Source organism: Fulvivirga sp. AWR4_260 (assembly GCF_056158185.1).
In genome coordinates this window covers 3410424-3431770 of record NZ_JBSWSU010000015.1, presented here as the reverse complement: position 1 = coordinate 3431770, position 21347 = coordinate 3410424, and the positions used below count along the sequence as shown (strand labels likewise).

Below are 21347 nucleotides of genomic sequence, written 5' to 3'. Positions count from 1 at the left end.
AATATTATACGAATAATATCCGGATAATATACCGCTAAATTAAATCACTCACTTGCAGTAAAATATGGTTTAAATAATTTAAAGTTGACCTTTACAAGATATAAATTAACATTTTTACTTAACTTAATCTTATTATAGATGTATAAGGGACATAAATGTTCGGTTATACGGATGTTGTGCTTCATGCAAAAGAAACCGATAAAATGAGCCTAGAGACCAAATCACAAGAACTTAAAGACCTTGTTTCAACATATGATACGCAATGGTTTTTAGGAGACCTTTCAGGATTAATGAAAGCAATAGCTAATGGTGCTGCTCAAGACCAACTAGGTCAACTTTCCTCACCTTTAAGACAACTATATTTTTTAGGTGGTTTACTTGTTTCAACCGATAGTAACAATGGAAATGATATACAATATACACCTGAAAAATGGGGACAGATTGTTACACTCTTAAACGAAATTGAACTTGAATATGACAAACTATTCTTCTCAAAACCAGATGAAGAAATTGACGAAGAATGGAAAAAAATTAGAAAAGTAGCAATGCCTTCATTCTTATCATATTTTAATCAAGGACCTCTTAACTATGAGGAACAAACTATTAGTTGGGTTAAAAATTTATATTCAGAAATTGATGAAACAATAGAACGTGAAACAGGAGTTGTTACTGTTGATTTTATAAATTTTTACAACAAACTAGATTCTCTAGTTCAATCAAATTTCCAAGGTTTTTCTTCGCCTAATGGTGTTATTCGTCCTGATTGGGAAAACTACACAAAAATGCCAGTTGTGCCTGCAGACAATATGCCCGCAATTATGATGGACATGTTTGAAGAAAGAAAGCCTCTAATGACATTTATGGCTGACCATGGAATTATTAACCGATTCAAACCAGAAGATTTAGTTTCTGATGAACTTCCACTTGAAAAAGTAAATACCATTTTACAGCTTCTTTCATGCATAAGGGAACCTAAAGATTTTCTCTATTACACTTCAACAAGACCTAGCAATCCATTATATGAATTTCCAATTATAGACATTGGAGATGGTTTATATCAAGTATTTGAAGTAAAGCAAGTAATTCATGCAATTGATGATTTACTTGAACGAGTTTGTTCTGAAGAAGCTAAAGCAAAGGACAAACTTGTTGACCAAAAAGGAAAACTACTTGAAAGGAAAATAGTAGACATATTTAAAAAATTTTTCAAAAAAGATTATCAATGTTTTGAAAGTTATTATGTTGACGGCTGTGAACAGGACATTTTGTTTTTATGGAAAAATTACGCGTTCATAATAGAAGCTAAAGGTTATAATCTTCGTGAGCCAATGAGAGACCCAAACAAAGCCTTTGTTAAAATCAAAGACGATTTTAAGTCATGTATTGGCTATGGTTATATTCAAACAAAAAGGGTGGAACAAAAATTTATTGACCAAATACCACTTAGAATTGAAGGTAAACATGGAAATTTAATTGAAGAAATTGACACAACTAAATATGCAGACAATGATTTTTCAATTATTGTAAATATTAATTCATTCGGTCAAATTCAGAATGACTTGTCAACTTTGCTTGAAATAGGAGAAGATGATGTTTTTCCTTGGGTTATAAAACTTGATGATTTGGAAACTTTCTTACTTACTATGATTGCCACTAAAAAAACACCAAATAATTTTATTGATTACCTCATTTTAAGGGAAGAGTTACATGGCAAATTAATCTGTTCAGATGAACTTGAAGTTTGCGGTGGTTATTTAACCGATGTAATTACAGAAAAGAAAATAGAAAACATTGACAAACTTGTAACAACACCTGATTTACCGAGCATTTTTGATAAACAGTATTATAAGGGAATGGGGTTTGAAGATGAAAAATTACTAGCGGAAAAGAAGAGTGGAAAGTATATGTTTTGGGGTTAACTATAAGGATATTTATTTAAAAAGCACGCAAGCACAATCGTGCAGACGGCCGTGAGCTGTAAGCCCACGGTGCGCCACACCACGTAGCGTACGGGTCTCGTACTACGCGGTTCATTGAATCTCGGGGTGGAGCTTAAGGTAATAATTCAGTATGCTTTCATAATCTTTCTTTCTTAGTCGTGATACGGTAATGGTAGTTCTGAGAATAGGACTTTGCAGTCTCGCTTCCTTCAGAGCATGCCTCACGACAAACCACCTGGCAACTTGCTAATGCTTCAGGACACGACTCCCGCGCATAAGAGACTTTCACCCTCTGGAATAATTTGGTATCTTAGATACCATATGCCCATGCAGGGCACACACATGGTGTATAAGTAATAGCTGTTTAAGTGGTTAAAGAAAAGTATAGACATAAAACATTGGTCAGTGCAAAATCGAAAGGTTTGTGTGTAGAAATCCGCTACTATTCGTACACGAGACCATTAGGTACAATAGTTTACCAATTCCAATATGCGTAAATTTCTTTTACTTATAGTTATCGGAATTACTACAAATAGACTTCAAGCTCAAGTCCTGCAAAATTCTGTACTTATAACTAAAGATTATGATATTATAAGCTTTCAATCTGACACAACATTATTAATAAACAGGACTGAATACAACTATTCTTTTAAAGATTCAACATTCCTTATTACATCGAAGAAAGATCATGTTTTTACATATAAAGTTGAACACATGTCGAATGATTCGATTTCCCTAATACCAAAATCAAAAGCATGTAAATATCTACTTCAGAATAGACATCAAAACGAGAAAGTCGTTCTAATTAATCCAAATTCAATCTTCAATGACAGAATCAGGTTTGACTATATTATATTTGAGCTAGTCCCTGGATACAGGCCAGGAGCAAACAGGATCAAATTACAAATAGAGAACGATGGAACAATCTACTCGAATGAAAGATTCAAAGGAAATTTAACTAAAAATCAAATCGACAGTTTAATAAATCTGCTTGAATATAGTTGCTTAGATTGGGTGAAAGTTGACAAACACCCTAACATCGATTCAGACAGATTTTTTATAAAAATCGCATACAATGGTAAATTAATTGACTTGCGAAGTTTTATACCAACTTATATGAATGCACTATTTGGGGAACTGATTTCTTTTTTAAGCACTTTGAATGAGGAAGTTGAGTTTAATGAAATTCCAAATACAGAGTTACCTTTTAAATACAGAGAATAAAGTACCTAACACAATGTGAGAACCATGCGCTTCAGTAGTTTCCTGCAAGCATAGAAATTGACATCTCGCAATTTTGGCAGTCATCATAGTTGTTTATATTCAAATAGCAGTAGGTGAGGTAAGCAAGTCATGAGTAGCAAAATAAAAATTGCTATCTTCATCAACTTATTAAATAGTGGCGCACGGTTTTTACACGCGCCCGTTAGCTACAACTATTAATGAAGATATCAATTGACCAAACTAATACACTTGAACCATACCCTTACTTGGAAGTAGGTTCTAAAATAAATGGTCAAAAAAACACTCCAGAAATATTTCACAAAACACTCCCAATATTTACTGGGGAATACGAAAAAGAAAACTCAGAAATAGACATGCTTATCATTGTTTCTGATTTACAAGGAATCGCAGAACACGAAGGAAAACAATCTCTTCTAGGTGAACAGATTCCTTCATTCTTAAAACACTTATTGAACTCGAATATCCTGAATGCAAAAAAAAAAGTGTGTTGCTCTGTGGAGATTTATATACATCATTGGAAAAACGAGGTTCATGTTCTTCAGTACAGACACCGCAGTCTGGCTTACTTCAGTTCCATCGTCACCGATGACAACCTTGCCACTTGCTTCGCTTCCAGGCACCACCCCGGTGCTTACGGGACTTTCACCCCTTGGAACACTCAATTTCTTGACCTATATTCACCATTCAAGGCACACACACGGGCTATAATTCATTGTGGGTGGATTTCCTTGAACGGAAATCCTTAACTTCAAGCCAAGGTTTGATTTCGGGCGGAATGTTCACTGCGTGAAATTCCACAACGAAATCGTAGCCGAGACCGTTAGGGGGCATGGCTACCTGCCAATAAAGATTAACTCAGTGTGTAAATATCATAAATGAGAAAGTTAAATATTACGATATTCTTCATAGCAATTCTATTTGTATACAACAATATTCCCTGTCAAGGACAAGAAGTGGGAATTGATAAATTCAAGTCCTTTATTCCTGATTCTGCCGTACAGTCTGCTATTCGGATATTTGAAGGAAACTTAAACCGTGACGACTTTAATGATGCTATCTTGAGAATTAAGATACAAGGTGACCCTGAATACCGTGAACATATTTATTTGTTAATTGGACAAGAGAACGGGGAATATCAGATAGCTGCAAAAAATACTTCTTTAGAATTAGATGATGTTGATGGAACTGCCTTTGATGATATAATTATTAAAAACGGATATTTTTCACTCGAATACAGAGGTTATGGTAATACTTCTGGTAGCTATGAAATAATAACCTTTAAATACTCAGATGTTGACAAGAATTGGTTATTGCATCGGCAGGGGTCAAGGTTAATACATAGATATTCGGAAGGTGAACCAGTTGAAGATATGCGTACTCAAAAAGACTTTGGGAAAATTCTTTTTGAAGAATATCAATATTAATGCTGAATTATGAAAGACGGCCGTGAGCTTTAAGCCCACGGTGCGCCTCACACACCTCGTAGCGTACGGGTCTCGTACTACGCGGTTCATTGAATCTCGGGCTTAGCAAAGGCTATAGAGGCAATATCTTTATTCCCTGTTTAGCTAGGTTTGAAATTATGCTTTCTCCTGCGTATGCCATCATATGCTTAAATATAGCCTTAACGTGCGATAAGTATTAGAAGATGGTCTTTATAGGAAAAGTATGAGGAGTTGCTTTTCTGCTTTTAGCTAATATGGCTGACCTTGAGGGGTTGCTATTAGCTATGTATATAAAATAAAAAAGGACAAACCTAAGTTTGTCCTTTTTGTGGGCCCACCTGGGCTCGAACCAGGGACCCCTTGATTATGAGTCAAGTGCTCTAACCAGCTGAGCTATAGGCCCTTCAAACATTATTTTTTTTAGAAGTGTTACCTTCTTTTGTTTGATTTGGGAGTGCAATATTAGATATTTGTTGAAACATGCACAAACAATTTCGAAAAAAAATGAAAAAAGATTTTCCTGAAAATATAATCTTTGATTTAGGAGGGGTAATTATCAATTTGGAACCTCAGCGCACAATCGTTGAATTGGCTAAGATTTCAACGTTTTCTGAAGAAGAAATGCTTAATTTCTATTTAAATGCGGAGCCATTTAAGCAGTATGAAATGGGATTAATTTCTGATGAAAGTTTTCGAGAATTTTTAAAAAATGACCTTTCGTGTAACGCTGAAGACGCCTTGTTGGATAAAGCATGGAATGCCATGTTGCTAGATATCCCAAGGGAAAGGTTAGAATTATTGGTAAGGTTAAGAGAAAATCATAAGTTATTTTTGCTGAGCAATACTAATGAAATTCATTTGAGGTGTTTTTCTCAAATAATTCAAGATGAACACAGCTGCGATTTGGATGAATTCTTTGATACGGTCTATTATTCGCATTATATGAATAAACGAAAGCCCAATGCTGATATTTTTGAGCAAGTATTGGTTGAGCAAGGATTAAATGCCTCAGAAACATTATTTATTGATGATAATGCAGATAATATAACTGGAGCGGCTAACTTAGGCATTCAAACATTACATATAACTTCTGCGGAAACGTTAACAGATTTTTTTAATGAATAATCGTTTAAAGACCTACTTAATTCATTTTTTACTTTTTGTATTAACCTTTTTTTCTACTACACTGGCGGGTGATTGGTGGGTGCATGGTAAAATGTGGCCTTGGACAGCCTTTGAGTGGCAAGATTTAATCAATGGTCTTTATTATTCAGTTCCGTTTTTACTTATCCTTACAGTTCATGAATTTGGTCATTATTTTGTGGCCAAATACCATAAAGTTAAAACTACCTTGCCTTATTATATTCCTTTGCCTCCTATACCTTTTTTGATAGGTACTATGGGCGCTTTAATAAGGATTAAGCAAGTGATTTTGTCGAAAAAAATCCATTTTGACATAGGTTTAGCCGGGCCATTGGCAGGTTTTTTGGTGGCATTGGGCGTATTGACTTATGGTTTTCTTACTTTGCCCGATGTAGAGTATTTATATGAGATTCATCCAGAATATGAGCAATTTGGGGCAGACTATGCAGAGCATGTATACACTTATGACTTTCAACGTACCCAAGACTCTTTAAACTATGTAGAGGTGCGAAGGGCGGACTCTTTGCAGGTCTTTTCCGATGGAGGAGGTGCGAAGGCTTGGGGAGATTATCCTGCCTTTAAGGCCCAGTCCGAATACCCTAATGTAATGATGCGCAAACCCTTGTTATTTATAGCTATGGAGAAATTGCTGGTTAGTGATCCTGAAAAGATTCCTAACAGCAGAGAGCTAATGCATTATCCTATACTACTAGCGGGCTTTTTTGCTTTATTTTTCACAGCATTAAATTTAATGCCAATAGGCCAGCTTGATGGTGGGCATATACTTTATGGTTTAGTAGGGCATAAGTGGCATACTAGAATAGCGTCAGTAGTATTTTGCGTATTTGTTTTTTATGCAGGGTTAGGATATGTAACACCGTATGACGATATGTATGGTGCGGGTATGTTTGGGCTTCCGGCCTTTATGGTAAATATACCTTTTTATGTATTTTTCCTTTTTCTGGTTTTAAAAGGCTTGGGAAGGTCATCTAAAGATACTCTCATGTATGCCATGATCATATTTGCCGCTCAGTTTATAATCACCTTTATAAACCCTGAAGTTGAAGGGTATAGTGGCTGGTTGCTTTTTGCCTTTATTATAGGGCGAGTGTTAGGAGTGAGGCACCCTAAGACTTTAATAGAAGAGCCTTTAGATATGAAAAGAAAAGTGTTGGGGTGGATTTCGTTAATTATATTTATTATTTCGTTTAGCCCCGCTCCGATAGATATTTTATAAACAATAAAGCCCTTGGGCTTTATTGTTTTATTAATTCTATATTGAGATTAATCTTTACTTTCTCGCCTACAATTAGACCTCCATTATCGAGTACATCGTCCCATTTTAATCCATAATCGAATCTGTTTATGGTTGTGGTGGCGGTAAATCCTGCTTTCTTCTGATTATCTAAGGACACAATGCCTTTGTATTCAGCCATCAGGGTTACAGATTTGGTGACGCCTCTTATGGTAAGGTCGCCTTTAATGATGTAATTGTTGTTAGACTTTTCTGTAAAGCTGGTGCTCGAAAATTTAATTTCTGGATATTTATCTACAGCAAAAAAGTCATCAGCCTTTAAGTGTTTATCTCTTTGTAAGTTATTGGTGGTGATGCTACCTGCTTGAATAGTTACATTGATAGTGGCATTTTCAAATTCATTTTTCTTAGAGGTGAGAACTCCCGAATAGGAGGTGAAACTGCCTGTAACAGTAGATAGTGACATGTGCGAAACTTCAAATTGAATTGAAGAGTGGTCGGGGTCTAAAACCCAAGTGGTTTGAGCAAAACTATACTGGGATATTAACCATATAAAAATTATAAGTAGCTTTTTCATATCGACTGCGTTTGAGGTGAGACTTATATAGAATGTACAAATTATATTCTAAAATAGCAATCGATTGCGAAAAGGTAATTAGCCTAGAATGAAGGCTCTTGTAGCGTTCAAATTCTTATAAAAAGAAAAAGCTGCCAAAATATGGCAGCTTTCCCAATAATTACCCTTATCCTTGTCATCTTACAACTTCACAACTTCAATCCCTGATGCAAATATATATATTTTGACTTTTTATCCAATAAGAATATTAATATAATTTAAGGGCAGTTTATAATTGTAGTATAAATGCGTAATTTATACGATTTTAACTTACTTATATTTATTTGATGCGGTTGAAAATAGGATTATCAATTCTGGTATGTTTGGTGGTATTGCAAGCTAGTGCCCAAAAACTGAGGGTTGGGGTATATCATGACTATCCTTTAGAGTTTAGTGATGGGGCGCATCAGGTAAGGGGTATTTTCATCAGCGTATTAGATTATGTAGCGGAGCAGGAAAAATGGCAAGTAGAGTATAAAGAGGGGTCTTATGAACAGTGCTTGGAATGGTTGAAGGCAGGAGAAATTGATATAATGCCTGAGTACACTAACGATGCATTGCCGCAAGAGTCAACTTATGCTAAGTCAGGAGAGGCTTTACTGTCTAACTGGGCGGCCGTTTACAGCAATGAAGAATTGGATTATGGCTCAGTGCTATCCATGTCGGGCAAAAAAGTAGCCGTTTGGAAGGATAGTTATTTTTATACTAACCCATATTTTGGCTTGGAGCACCTAGCCGAAGAGCTTGATCTCAATATTGATATTGTAGAGTTGGATAGCTATGATAAGGTGATGGAGCATGTGCAGCTTGGCTATGCTGACTTGGGGCTGGTGAGTAGGGTGTATGGCGAAATCAACTCAGGAAACTATAAGCTGCAAAAAACAAGAATAATATTCTCTCCCGTAAAAATAAATTACTTCTACATTTCTGGTTTTCCACATGCAGGCATTATTGATCATTATATAAAGCTTTTAAAAGAAGACCCTTCTTCTGTCTATTACAAAGCCCTGCATCGATATTTTAGCCCAGTAAAGCGAGATCGCATTCCTACTTGGGTTTATGTAGTAATGTCTACACTGGTGTTTGGGCTCATTCAACTGGTGTTATATGTGTTTATTTTAAGGCGGGTGGTAAATAGTAAAACGAGTCAGTTGCATGTGGCCTACCGTGATCTGCAAGCTCACGATCAGGCGCTGTCTTTGGTTTATAATAATTCATCTGATTTAATTGTCCTTATAAAAGTGGTAGATGAGGATTTTCATATTGAGACTTTACCAGATTGGTTTTTGAAAAAATTGGCCATTAGGTCTGGAGGAAAATCCATTTTAGGAGTGCGCTTATTTGATTTTTACTCCGAAATATTGAAGTTGGGGAAAGAGGAGACTTTGAACAGGATGCAAAAGCTGGAGATGGTGCGTCATAAGAAAACGAAGCTTTCGTACAATGAATTTAATGAAGATGAAAGAGGGAAAAGAATAGGAGAGGTGACTCTAATCCCTATTTTGGATAAAGGAAAGCGCACGTGTAATTATATTTTGTTCGTTTCTCGTGACATTACTGAGCAGATGCGGATGATTGAGGATCTTACTGAGACTAAAAACAGGCTTCAGCTGGCGATAGAGGCGGCAAGAGAAGGCATGTGGGATTGGGATGTTTCTTCCGGAGAAGTAATATATAATAGTCAACAGGCTAAATTGCTCGATCTTAATGATGAATTTCTTAGCTCTACTTATTCACAATTTTACGATCGTTTACATCCTGATGATAAAGAGATGGCAATGAGCAGGCTTGCCCACCATTTAAATACTAACACTACTTTTTATGAAATAGAGTATCGTGTAAAAACCGAGAAGCGTGGTTACAGATGGATGCAAGCCCGGGGGCAAGTGGTGAAGCGAGATGATAACGGTAATCCGTTAAGAATTGTAGGTACTCACGTAGATATTGATGATAGAAAAAATGCCGAGCTGGCCTTGGTTTCTAATCAAAAACGTTTGTCTACGCTCATTTCTAATTTGCCAGGCGTGGTATATCGTTGTAATAACGACACTACATGGTCCATGACTTTTTTAAGTGAAGGGATTTACGCTTTAACCGGTTATACTGCAGCAGAGCTTATAGAAGGAGGGGTTAATTTCGATAGCCTGATACTTGATAAGTATAAAGCTTCTATTTGGAAAAAGGTGCAAAGGGCTATTGATAAAAATGAGCATTTTACTTTGGTATATGAGATTAAAATGAAATCTGGGGAGAAGAAATGGGTTTGGGAGCAAGGGAGAGAGGTAGAAAGTGGACGGTTAGAAGGTTTTATAAGTGATATTACTGAACGAATGCAAATACAGAATAAGATTATAAGTACCGTAATTGAAACGGAGGATAAAGAAAGAAAAAGGATAGCAAAGGAATTGCACGATAGCTTGGGGCAAAAGCTCACTACTGTGTCTTTAAATTTCAATGCATTAAAGAAAGAACTCAACTTAGGTGAAGACAAAAGTGATAAGCTTGAAACTGGTTTGAGATTTTTAAAAGAGGCTATTTCAGACAGTAGAACTATTGCCCATAACTTAATGCCTCAGAGTATTGAAGACTTTGGTTATGTATTGTCAGTGGAGAGTTTAATCGCTGATCTTAGTGTGTTTTCTTCTATCTCTTTTAAGTTTTTTAATAATTTAAATGGTCAAAGGCCATCTGTAAATATCGAATTGCATTTATACCGGATTACACAAGAGGCTGTTAATAATGTATTGAAGTATGCTGAAGCTACGAGTGTAGATATACAGTTAATGAAATATGACGATACATTAGTATTGACCATTGAAGATGATGGTAAAGGCTTTGATTTTAAGCAAAAAATCAAAACTAGCGATAGTTTTGGGTTAAGGAGCATGAAAAATAGAGCTGAATCTTTGTCAGGAACTTTGGAGATTGATACCAGTATTGGTAATGGAACTTGTATAATTGTAGAGATACCCTTAGAATAGAAATAGTATGGCTGTTAAGATTTTAATTATAGATGATCATAAAGTAGTGAGAGATGGTGTAGCCATGTACCTAGAAAACGATCCGGAATTTGAGATAGTGGCACTTGCCGGTAGTGGAGAGGAGGGGGTGAAGGTTGTTGAGCACAAAGCTGTGGATCTTGTAATATTGGATATCAACATGGATGGAGGCATTGATGGGATAAAAACAGCCAAACAGATTTCAGCCATAAGTTCAGAAATAAAAATTATGGCCTTGACAATGCATAATGATTATCAGCACATAAAAGCAATGATGGAGGCCGGTGCTAAGGCTTATGTGTTGAAAAGCTGTGATGAGATTGAGTTAAAATCTGCTATACAAAAGGTGACGAGTGGAGGTATATTTTATAGTGATGAGGTAGCTCAGACTGTAATGAACAATATGGTCAAGAAGACCGAAATGGGGCAGCCTGGCCAGAAATCGGATGTTCATTTCACTAAAAGAGAAAAGGAAATATACCGATTGATTTTGGAGGAGTTTAGTAACCAAGAGATTGCCGACAAATTATTTATCAGTGTAAGAACGGTGGAGGTGCATAAAAGAAATCTTATTGAAAAAACGGGGGCTAAAAATTCTACTGGCCTAGTACTTTATGCAATTAAAAACCATCTGTTTGAAGGCCTTTCCTAATTGAAAATACGCAATACCCGTAGTCTTTAAATACGCAATTATCCTTATTTTTTCAAAAACTTAAGATGATATATTTGTGATTAATAAGGAGTTATGGAAAATGCTAATGCACATATAGTTTTTTTTAGCAGGTCAAACCCTGTTTTTGAAAGTATTCAATTCCACTTATTTGAGCAGTGGCATTTTTGCTTGGCCTCTCCTGATATTGAGTCTCCTGATTTTACCGTGGCGAATGTTTCTGATGTAGTGATAGTTGATACATATTCTTTAGGGATGGGATTTCTTAATAAGTTGTTGGGTGATTCGGGTTTATCGCAAAAGCCTATTTTGGTACTAGATGATTATTGCGAAGTACCTTTTATACTTAATATTTTAGAAAAAGGTATCAAAGGTTATTTATTGGTACATTCTTTTGGCGATGAATTAGCTAACGCTATTCATGAGTTGGTAAGTGGAAACACCTATGTATCAAGAGAATTGGCTATTTATAAGGGAAACACGTATTTCTAAAAATAAGTGAAATTCCTTATAGATTACTATGTAAGAAATTGTACATTTGTACCAAGAGAGAGAAATAAAACCTATATTGATTTTTTTAACTGATATAATAAAGATTTTTTAAAGAGTAGGTTTAGGTTGATTAATGGTTTATGATTAATCATGGTTTGCAGCCGGGAGAGGTCCCGGCTGCTTTTTTTTGCCCTTTTCTGTTTCGGTAACAATATCTTTCATTTCACCTTTCGGCTGTTCTGCACATGGCTTAGTCAAACCATGTGTGTTTTTCTTAAAGATATTAGGGGTTTTCTCTGAATTTCAATTTACATATTCTTCCCGATTTCTGGCATTGCTTAATTAGATACCTTTGTTATATAAATTATTAAAAAAGCAATGAAAAAATCTTTACTCTTCTGGATGCTCGTAATCATCACCGTAAGTTTTTTAGCATCGTGCAGTGCTTATACTTGTCCTACTTATAGTAAAAAAGATGTTCCGGTGAAGAAGAGTGAAGTATTAATAAAGGTTTAGGTTGATTAGGTTACTTAAAAGGGGTGGAATGCAGACGGCACTGCCTCTTTTTACTTTCCTTTTCAATAAGATAAATGTGTGAGTTCGGTAATAGTAAAAGCCGCTTTCGAGAGAGAGTGGCTTTTACACTTTATAGCAATGGTGATTATGTCTAAAATGTCATTGAGTAATCTACACAAATATTAGTAACCTCTCTTAGTAATGAGGCGCACGTGCGCAATACCTCCTGCCAAGTAATTTAATTAAGGCTGAAAAATTATTTTGATAATCACGGATAATGATACTAGTTATAATGCGAATAACCGGTTAGGTATGCTGCATAAGCTAGAATGATATTGAATAAGCTTAAAAAGAAACTTAAAAAGGTCTTTTTAATAATTATTTTCGGCAGTTTTATGCTGTGTGATTTAATAACCTCATTTTCGAATATTTATAGATTTAAAAATATTTGAAGGGGTTTATAGTTTAATAGATAGCGGCACTTATTATTGCGCTATTTGATCTGATTATGAAATAATATTAGCTTATGCTTCGACTGGTTTGCTTGCTGGTTCTAATACCTTTTTTTGGTTTTGCCCAAGATTTGATTTTAGAAAATAACCCACCTCATGTTAAATGGAAACAAATCAATACTCCCGGTATTCAATTGATATTTCCGGCCTCTTTCGAGGGGCAAGCTAATACTTTAGCTAATAAGTTGGAGCAAATTAGAGCGGTGGAAGGTGAAACTATGAGCGAAGCTCCACCAAAGAAAATTTCTATCATTCTTCAGAATAAGTCAAGTATTTCTAATGGGTTTGTTACGTTGGGGCCAAGACGGTCTGAGTTTCAAACTATGCCACCGCAGGATTATAATTTTATAGGCATTAACCAATGGCTGGATATGCTGGCTGTTCATGAATATCGTCACATTGTTCAGTTTCAGCATAGTAAAACAGGTTGGAATAAGCTTTTTTACTATCTGTTTGGGCAAAATACGCAAGCAGGAATGGCTGCAGTGGCTGCTCCAGATTGGTTTTGGGAAGGAGATGCTGTGGCTACTGAAACAGCTTTGACTCATAGTGGAAGGGGAAGAATGCCTTCTTTTAATAGGACTTTCAGGACTAATTTATTGGAAGGGAAAAGGTATAGTTACAACAAACAGCATTTGAGATCTTACAAAGATTTTGTGCCCAATCACTATGTGCTAGGCTATCATATGGTTACGCATTTGCGAAGAAATGAGCGTGCAAATATATGGGGTGAGGTAAGTCATGATGCGTTTAGCTGGCCGTTTATTCCATTTACCTTTAGTAATGCATTGAAGAAAAATAGAGGCAAATATCTGGTGCCTACTTATGAAGAAATGATGGATGACTTGGATAGTGTTTGGAGTAATCAGTTAAAAAATATTAAGCCCACTCAATTTGTAGGCGTTAACAATAGAAAATCAGATGTTTTTACAGAGTATTATTACCCGCAACAACTGGCCAATGGAAAGATAGTGGCATATAAAACTGGTATTGGCGATGTAGGGCAGGTGGTGGTTATTAATAATGACGGAACGGAAGAAACGGCTTTTATAACAGGACCATTTAATGATTCGGGAATGCTATCTGTGCGTGGCAATAAGCTGGTGTGGGTCGAATATCGGTTTGATCCTAGGTGGAGGGCGAAGAACTATTCAGTTGTGAAAATTTATGATTTTGACACACAAAGAGCCACTACACTTACTCATAAAAGTAGATACGTAAGTGCAGCCATTTCACCTGATGAAAAGAAAATAGTAGCGGCTACCACTTCAGAAGAAGGCTTAAATTACATTGCTATAATAGATATTAACACAGGAGAAGAGGTGAAGAGGATAGGAGGTAAAAGTAATGTGATTTATTCTATGCCGAGGTGGGTGAATAATGGTCAAGTGGTAGTAGGAAAAATTTATAATGAAGGTAAGGAAATTGTGCGAGTGGATGTGGAAACAGAGCAAGAGGTTGTTTTAATGCCCCATAGTAGTCAAAATGTAGGGCATCAGGTGGTTATGAACGATTATTTGCTTTATAATAGTCCTATTAGTGGGGTGGATAATATCTATGCAAGAAAAATAAGTACTGGCCAGGTATATCAAGTGGTCTCCAGCAAATACGGAGCATATAATCCATCATTATCTGTTGATGGTAAATGGTTGTATTATAATGAGTATACGGTTAATGGAATGGATGTGGTGAAGGTCAGGTTTTCTCCTGAGCAGTGGAAGCCTTTTGATGAAGTGTTGAAATATGACGTAAAATATTATCAACCGTTGATAGATCAAGAGCAGAAAGAAGATTTACTATTGCATACACCTGAAGTGGCGTACATATCGAAGAAATATAGTAAAGCGGGGCATATGTTTAATGTACATAGTTGGGGGCCTTACGCGACTACAGATTTAACTAAAGCTCAGGTAGGAGTGTTTTCAAGAGACGTGCTCAGTACTACTAATGCATCATTAGGGTATACTTATGATGTAGAAGAAGAGGTGGGGTACGGAGCTTTTAATTTGAGCTATCAGGGGTGGTACCCTGTTGTAGACCTTGAAGTTACGAAAGGTGATAGGTCTACTAAGGAGCTACTCGATGGTGAAGATACTAGGTTTAACTGGACAGAAACCACTGCAGATCTGGGAGTACGTTTACCCTTACTTCTGACCAAGTCTGCCTATTTATCAGAGCTATCATTATCTTCAAAGGTGGGCTTAGTAAAAGTGGAAGACTTTAATCAAAGTGTAAGGTTTATAGATCAACAAGCCAATGGTGATTTATATACTTTAAATACAGGCTTAAGCTATTATAGGCTGCTTAAACAAAGTACAAGAGATATTTACAGTAAGTGGGGGCAGTCAATATGGTTAAACTATACCAGTACGCCTTTTGGAGGTGATTATGTAGCTGGGCAGCTATCGGCTTATGCTACTTCATATTTCCCTGGATTGTTTAAACATCATTCACTTTATCTTAGAGGCTCTTTTCAGCACCGAAAATGGGACTACTTATCGCAAAGTCAGGCTTTATATATATTAAGAAATCAGGTTTTCTTGCCTAGAGGGTATTCACATAATACATGGCAAGATTTCACTACGCTTTCGGCAAATTATGCCTTGCCTCTATGTTATCCTGATTTTTCTATCGGGCCTTTGGTAAACATAAAAAGAATTAGAACAAATTTATTTTATGATTATGGTTATGCGCAGTTAGACTATGTGACCAGTGATGGAAACCCTGTTTTTCGAAGCTCAGACTTTAATTCTTTTGGTGCAGATTTTTTATTTGATATAAATATTTTGCGTTTTCCTACAGAAGTTTCGTTAGGTGCGCGAATTTCGTATGCAAAACCTAATGATTATAACTCAGGAGGTAGTAAGTTTGAGCTTCTGATATCAAATATCAGTTTTTAGAAGAAATTCAGATTTAAAAACATAGTTATTTGAATAAAGGAATTTTAACACCTATTTTTGACACAAAAATTTTTAAGACAGACCTATGGCAGAAGTAATACGTATGCCCAAAATGAGCGATACCATGGAAGAAGGGGTAATCGCGTCTTGGTTAGTGAAGGAAGGAGACAAAGTAAGCTCGGGCGATATACTAGCAGAAGTAGAAACAGATAAAGCAACCATGGAGTTAGAATCCTATGAAGATGGGACTTTGCTTCACATTGGTGTAAAGGAAAAAGATGCTGTACCTGTAGATGGTGTAATAGCTATAATTGGTGAAGAAGGAGAGGATATTAGTGGGTTGTTAGATGAAATCAAAAATGGCGGAACTGGAGAGGCTAAAAGTGAAGAAAGCACAGAAGCAGAAGATTCAGGTGATGATGGAGAAGAAGCAGAAGATATAGATGTGTCAGATGTTAATGCTTCAGTAATCACAATGCCTAAAATGAGTGATACCATGACTGATGGTACCATAGCATCATGGCTTAAGAAAGAAGGTGATAAAGTAGAATCAGGAGATATTCTGGCAGAAGTAGAAACCGATAAGGCTACTATGGAGCTAGAAGCGTATGAAGATGGTACTTTACTTTATATAGGTGTTAAAGAAGGTGATTCTGTACCAGTAGATGGTGTAATAGCTGTTATTGGAGAAGAAGGTGCCGACTTCCAAAAGCTTTTAAAGGCTCAAGAGTCTAAAGGTAAAAAAGGTTCATCTTCAGAAGCTAAGAAGGAAGCCAAAAAAGAAGCTCCTGCTAAGAAGGAAGAAGCTTCTACAAGTGCTGCTGCAGCTGCACCTAGCGCTACTGCTTCTAATGATTCTAGCAGAGTGAAGGCATCTCCTTTGGCTAAGAAAATGGCTGAAGATAAAGGGTATGACCTTTCTCAAATTCAAGGTTCTGGAGATAATGGTAGAATTGTGAAAAGAGATGTTGAGGCATTTACGCCTTCTGCAGCTCCTGCCGCAACTGCACCAGCAGCTCAAGGATCAGCTAAAACAGAAACTATTAGCTTGCCTCAAGTAGTAGGTGAAGAAAGCTATGAAGAAGTGAAGGTTTCTCAAATGAGAAAAACTATCGGTAAGCGTCTTGCTGAAAGTAAATTCACTGCTCCCCACTTCTACGTTACCATGGAAATTAACATGGATAAGGCTATTGAAGCTAGAAAAGCAATGAACGAATATTCACCTGTGAAAATTAGCTTTAATGACTTAGTGGTGAAGGCGGTAGCGGCTTCATTAAGACAGCATCCTAAAGTGAATTCTTCTTGGAGAGGTGATACTATCAGATATAATAAGCACATTCACATTGGTGTAGCAGTAGCTGTAGACGAAGGTCTATTAGTACCTGTGGTGCGTTTTGCTGATAATAAGTCATTATCTCACATTTCAGCTGAGGTTAAAGATTTAGTAGGTAAAGCTAACAGCAAAAAATTACAACCTAGTGACTGGGAGGGTAACACGTTTACTATCTCTAATTTGGGTATGTTTGGCGTTGAGGAATTTACTGCTATCGTTAACCCGCCAGATGCGTGTATCTTGGCAGTGGGAGGTATTAAAGAAACGGCTGTAGTTAAAAACGGTCAGTTAGTGCCTGGTAATGTAATGAAAGTAACTTTATCATGTGATCACAGAGTGGTAGATGGAGCTATGGGAGCTGCATTCCTTAAAACACTTAAAGGGTTGTTAGAAGATCCTGTGAGAATTTTGATATAAGAATATTATAGAGAAATAAACATTATACCCTGACAGTTGATTTAATTGTCAGGGTTTTTATTTAAATAGAAAAATGGGAAAGATAAAAGTAAGATCAACCACAGTATTAGCAGTAGTGCATAATGGACAAGTGGCTGTTGGTGCTGATGGACAGGCTACTATGGGTAACTATGTGGCTAAAAGCAATGTGAAGAAGATAAGAAAGCTGCAAGGAGGTAAGATTGTAACCGGTTTTGCAGGGTCTACGGCTGATGCTTTCACGTTATTAGAAAGATTTGATGAAAAGCTAAATAGCTACGGAGGAAATATGAAACGTGCTGCTATAGAGCTTGCTAAAGATTGGCGTACTGACAGGTATTTGAGAAAACTTGAAGCAATGTTGATAGCAGCAGATAAGGATGAGGTTTTGGTGATATCTGGTACTGGAGATGTATTGGAGCCAGATAATTCGGTAGCGGCTATAGGAAGTGGTTCTATGTATGCTCAGAGTGCAGCCTTGGCATTGAAGAAACATGCTCAGCACCTGAGTGCAGAAGAAATGGTAAGAGAAGGTTTAACCATTGCTGCTGATACTTGTATTTATACTAATCATAATTTTATTATTGAAACTATAGACGCTTAATACCATGCTAACTATTTATCATAATCCAAGATGCACCAAGAGTAGGGAAACACTAAAGATTATTGAAGATAGTGGCGAAATGGTGGAAATAGTGGAATACTTAAAAACTACACCGAGCAAAGATGAACTCAAAAAGCTAATAGCAAAGCTGAATATATCTGCAGAGCAGTTAGTGAGAAAAGGTGAAGCAGTTTATAAGGAGCAATATAAAGGTAAAACGTTGACGGAGGAGGAGTGGATAGAGGCCATGGAGGAAAATCCAAAGCTGATAGAAAGGCCAATAGTGGTAAAGGGAGAGAAGGCAGTAATAGGAAGGCCGCCTGAAAACGTAAATGAATTGTTATAAAAAAAGAGGACTAAATTTTAGTCCTCTTTTTTTATGGTAAATAAAAATCGAAGTTATTATTATTCATGCATTTAAAATGCCCTTTGGGACATTTTGAGTAACCTATTTTGGAGCATGGTCTACAGCCTAGGTTATTGTTTTCAAAAACTGTGAACTTTGTGCGATAAGGATACATGCCAAACATGGGGATGGTGTTACCCCAAATGCTGAATATTTGTTTCTTAAAAGCCGCTGCTATATGCATAAGCCCGGTGTCATGAGTAAATACGTAATCTGCCTGTTTAACTAATGATGCTGATTGGTTGAGATTGAACTTTCCGCATGCATTGAATATATCTGCTTTTTTATTCATACGGGTTAGGCCTTCTTCTTTAATTTCATCATCTGACTTGGTGAAGAATCTTACAATAAATTCTGCTTCCTCTTTGTCTCCAGGCCCTCCTAGTAGTACAATGGGCTTGTTGATTTTATCGCAAAGCTCAATCATTCTTTTTAGAGGTAGTTTTTTAGTGTTATGCTGTGCTCCAATAGCATAAGCTACGTACCCTTTTTGGTGACTTGCTGGCAGCCAGTCCATAGGTACTTCATCTTTTTCTGGTATGAAGTAATCCAAGCCCAAATTATCCATTTTGACCCCCAGTGGAGCTACAGTATCCATGTACCTGTCTACTATGTGCGTGTTGGGGAGTTTATTTATTTTAAAATTGACCATTAGCCATTTTTCTCTATTCAGTTTATTGAATGAGTAGCTTTTGGCTTTTAGACTGCTTTTAATGCGTCTGGTTCTTAAATTTTTATGTAAGTCGATGACATAATCGAACCCTTCACTTTTAAGTTCTTTTATTAAATTTTGAAAGCTGCCTTCTAAATAATGTACTTTATCAATATAAGGATTGTTCTCCACTATTGATTTAAATTGTGTTTTGGTACAAAAGTGTACCTCAGCATCCAGTTGTGTTTTTACTGTTCGCATCACTGGTGTGGTGAGTACAATGTCTCCAATGGAGCTAAACCGGATAATTAATATCTTCTTTTTCATGAAAGCCTTCAGTCTTTATTTTAAAGTAGCAAGTGCTTTATTCTTTCTGTCAGTAAAGTATTTGTCTATTTCAGCTAGTGTTAAGCTATTGAGGTTCATCTCTTTTGTTAAACCGCCTTTTCTTCCTACGCATAGCCCATAGTACATGTCAGCATACCCTTCTTTGGCGTGTGCATCTGGGTTAATGCTGAGCATTACATTATTTTCTATAGCGTAATGTACCCAACGCCAATCGATGTCTAACCTGCGAGGGTTGGCATTTATTTCTATCACCACATTGTGCTTAGCACAAGCATCTATTATTGCTTTATGGTCTACCGGGTATCCTTTTCTTTGAAGTAAAAGTCTTCCTGTCATGTGCCCTAAGATGGTGGTGAAAGGATGCTCAATGGCTTTTAAAAGTCTTTCAGTAGCTTTTGCTGCATCCATATTGAGTACGGAGTGTACCGATGCCACAATGAAATCAAAACTAGCTAACGTTTTATTGTCGTAATCCAGCGTGCCATCAGGTAAGATATCGCACTCTATGCCTTTGAATATTTTAAAATCTTTAAAAGAGGCATTGAGATGATCAATTTCTTCTTGTTGTTCTTTTACACGGTTTTCGTAAAGTCCATTGGCGTAGTAAAATGAAGACTTGCTGTGGTCAGTGATGCCTAAATATTCATAACCTAATTCTTTACAGTGATTAGCCATTTCTTCTAATGAATGCTTTCCATCACTATAGGTAGAGTGGTTGTGAAGTATTCCTTTCAAATCTTCCATTTCAACAAGCTTAGGCAATTTGTTATCCTTAGCTAAGTCAAACTCAAAAGCCCCTTCTCTTAACTCTGGTGCTATATATTGTAAGCCGGCAGCAGTGTATATTTCCTCCTCATTAGCGGTTTTTTTGCTTTTTGCAACTTCGAAAAGGCTCTCATTTTCTTTGTAGTTATAATGCAAATGACTGGCTGTGCCTGTGGTGATAAACAGCTGATGGTTAAATTCTGCTGCAGGAACAAATTTCACTCTAAGTGCTATTTTGCTTTCCTCAAAAGTTCCTCTCCAATTAAAAGGGCTACTTTTTAAAGGCTCGTAGTTGATGTTGGGGAGGTTTTTTAAAAACGCTTTTATATCAGTTTCTGCAGTGCTAGCTATTATGATGAGGATTTCATCAATGGTTTCTAACTTTCTTCTAAGCTGACCACTTTCTGATATTTGGATATCCTTAAAGTTTTCTTTTATAGATGTTATTAGCTGATTGCAAAGCTCTTCAGCGATTGCGTATAAAAGTTTTCCCTCATGTTGCGAACGGAAGGCTAAAGCTTCTTTGATGTTGTCCTGAGTTTTTTCTCCGAAACCTTTAAGTTTAGCCAATTGACCATTGTCTATGGCAGCTAACAATTGCTCACTGTTTGTGATATCTAGCTCTTGCCATATCTGCCTTATTTTTTTTGCGCCTATTCCTTTTAAAGTAAGTAAGTCTAAAAGTCCTTCAGGAGTTTGACTAATAAGCTCATTTAAAATGGTAAGGCTGCCCGTATTTTTTATTTCTTCTATGGATGTAGCGATACTTTTGCCCACCCCCTGAATTTTGGATATCTCATCAGTAGACATGCCATCCAGCTGATCAGTGCTTCTTTCCAGGTTAAAGATTGCATTGTTATAGCTCTTTATTTTAAATGGGTTTTCACTATGCAACTCCATCATTTGCATCGTACTTTTTAAAACCTTAATTATAGATTCGTTATCCAAAATTGATGTATTTAAATTTTATCCTTTTAAAACTATTTTTTACGGTCTAGTCATTAGAATATTACGTAAAAAACATGGCAGTTGATCTCCGATTTGTAAATTTAGGAAATGTAACCCCTAATG

16 protein-coding genes and 1 tRNA gene are annotated in these 21347 nt (G+C 36.4%); 13 read left to right on the top strand and 4 right to left on the bottom strand.

Translation table 11 applies throughout. The features are described 5' to 3' along the window. Window positions 1-155: 155 nt before the first annotated feature. The 4 genes from ACXACQ_RS20730 (at window position 156) to ACXACQ_RS20715 (ending at window position 4609) form a co-directional block, all read left to right on the top strand. Window positions 156-1919: a hypothetical protein gene (locus tag ACXACQ_RS20730; RefSeq protein WP_474977909.1), complete on the top strand. Its 1764-nt coding sequence runs from the start codon at window positions 156-158 to the stop codon at window positions 1917-1919. A gap of 510 nt (window positions 1920-2429) precedes the next feature. Then, window positions 2430-3164, top strand: a complete 735-nt coding sequence (locus ACXACQ_RS20725; protein WP_474977908.1) for a hypothetical protein — start codon at window positions 2430-2432, stop codon at window positions 3162-3164. Between the two features lie 218 nt (window positions 3165-3382). After that, window positions 3383-3931 carry a hypothetical protein gene (locus ACXACQ_RS20720; protein WP_474977906.1) on the top strand — a complete coding sequence of 183 codons (549 nt, stop codon included), beginning with the start codon at window positions 3383-3385 and terminating at the stop codon, window positions 3929-3931. Window positions 3932-4060: 129 nt separating this feature from the next. Beyond that, complete coding sequence (locus ACXACQ_RS20715) at window positions 4061-4609, top strand: hypothetical protein (protein ID WP_474977905.1); 549 nt, start codon at window positions 4061-4063, stop codon at window positions 4607-4609. Between the two features lie 350 nt (window positions 4610-4959). On the opposite strand, the gene ACXACQ_RS20710 is transcribed toward ACXACQ_RS20715, so the two are convergent. Continuing rightward, a tRNA-Ile gene (locus tag ACXACQ_RS20710) sits at window positions 4960-5033 on the bottom strand. A 101-nt stretch (window positions 5034-5134) separates the two neighbouring features. Here ACXACQ_RS20710 and ACXACQ_RS20705 point away from each other — a divergent pair. After that, window positions 5135-5755, top strand: coding sequence for an HAD family hydrolase (locus ACXACQ_RS20705; RefSeq protein ID WP_474977904.1), 621 nt, complete (start codon window positions 5135-5137; stop codon window positions 5753-5755). Further along, window positions 5748-7010, top strand: coding sequence for a site-2 protease family protein (locus tag ACXACQ_RS20700; RefSeq protein WP_474977903.1), 1263 nt, complete (start codon window positions 5748-5750; stop codon window positions 7008-7010). The genes ACXACQ_RS20705 and ACXACQ_RS20700 overlap by 8 nt, the downstream gene beginning before the upstream one ends. A 19-nt stretch (window positions 7011-7029) precedes the next feature. Here the strand turns inward: ACXACQ_RS20700 and ACXACQ_RS20695 are convergent, their stop codons facing one another. Then, on the bottom strand, window positions 7030-7605 hold the full coding sequence (locus ACXACQ_RS20695; protein WP_474977902.1) for a YceI family protein: 576 nt from the start codon (window positions 7603-7605) through the stop codon (window positions 7030-7032). A gap of 332 nt (window positions 7606-7937) precedes the next feature. Here ACXACQ_RS20695 and ACXACQ_RS20690 point away from each other — a divergent pair, with 332 nt between their 5' ends. The 7 genes from ACXACQ_RS20690 to arsC all read left to right on the top strand — a co-directional run bounded on the left by ACXACQ_RS20690 (window position 7938) and on the right by arsC (window position 18451). Next, a complete protein-coding gene (locus ACXACQ_RS20690) occupies window positions 7938-10625 on the top strand; it encodes a PAS domain-containing protein (protein WP_474977901.1) in 2688 nt (895 codons plus the stop codon). Between the two features lie 7 nt (window positions 10626-10632). Next, a complete protein-coding gene (locus ACXACQ_RS20685) occupies window positions 10633-11295 on the top strand; it encodes a response regulator (protein WP_474977900.1) in 663 nt (220 codons plus the stop codon). Window positions 11296-11388: 93 nt separating this feature from the next. Further along, window positions 11389-11805 (top strand): response regulator transcription factor, encoded by a 417-nt coding sequence (locus ACXACQ_RS20680; protein WP_474977899.1) that lies wholly within the window; start codon window positions 11389-11391, stop codon window positions 11803-11805. A gap of 1042 nt (window positions 11806-12847) precedes the next feature. Beyond that, the gene (locus ACXACQ_RS20675; RefSeq protein ID WP_474977898.1) at window positions 12848-15733 is read left to right on the top strand and encodes a TolB-like translocation protein; all 2886 of its coding nucleotides are present in this window, start codon (window positions 12848-12850) and stop codon (window positions 15731-15733) included. An 85-nt stretch (window positions 15734-15818) separates the two neighbouring features. Then, on the top strand, window positions 15819-17483 hold the full coding sequence (locus ACXACQ_RS20670) for a pyruvate dehydrogenase complex dihydrolipoamide acetyltransferase (protein ID WP_474977897.1): 1665 nt from the start codon (window positions 15819-15821) through the stop codon (window positions 17481-17483). Window positions 17484-17556: 73 nt separating this feature from the next. Continuing rightward, window positions 17557-18105: an ATP-dependent protease subunit HslV gene (hslV, locus tag ACXACQ_RS20665; protein ID WP_474977896.1), complete on the top strand. Its 549-nt coding sequence runs from the start codon at window positions 17557-17559 to the stop codon at window positions 18103-18105. A gap of 4 nt (window positions 18106-18109) precedes the next feature. Beyond that, window positions 18110-18451: an arsenate reductase (glutaredoxin) gene (gene arsC / locus ACXACQ_RS20660; RefSeq protein WP_474977895.1), complete on the top strand. Its 342-nt coding sequence runs from the start codon at window positions 18110-18112 to the stop codon at window positions 18449-18451. A 31-nt stretch (window positions 18452-18482) separates the two neighbouring features. Here arsC and ACXACQ_RS20655 read toward each other — a convergent pair whose 3' ends face one another. Continuing rightward, entirely contained in the window at window positions 18483-19490 is a 1008-nt protein-coding gene (locus tag ACXACQ_RS20655; RefSeq protein WP_474977894.1) for a glycosyltransferase family 9 protein, read from the bottom strand. Between the two features lie 15 nt (window positions 19491-19505). After that, on the bottom strand, window positions 19506-21224 hold the full coding sequence (polX, locus tag ACXACQ_RS20650) for a DNA polymerase/3'-5' exonuclease PolX (RefSeq protein WP_474977893.1): 1719 nt from the start codon (window positions 21222-21224) through the stop codon (window positions 19506-19508). Window positions 21225-21347 lie beyond the last annotated feature (123 nt).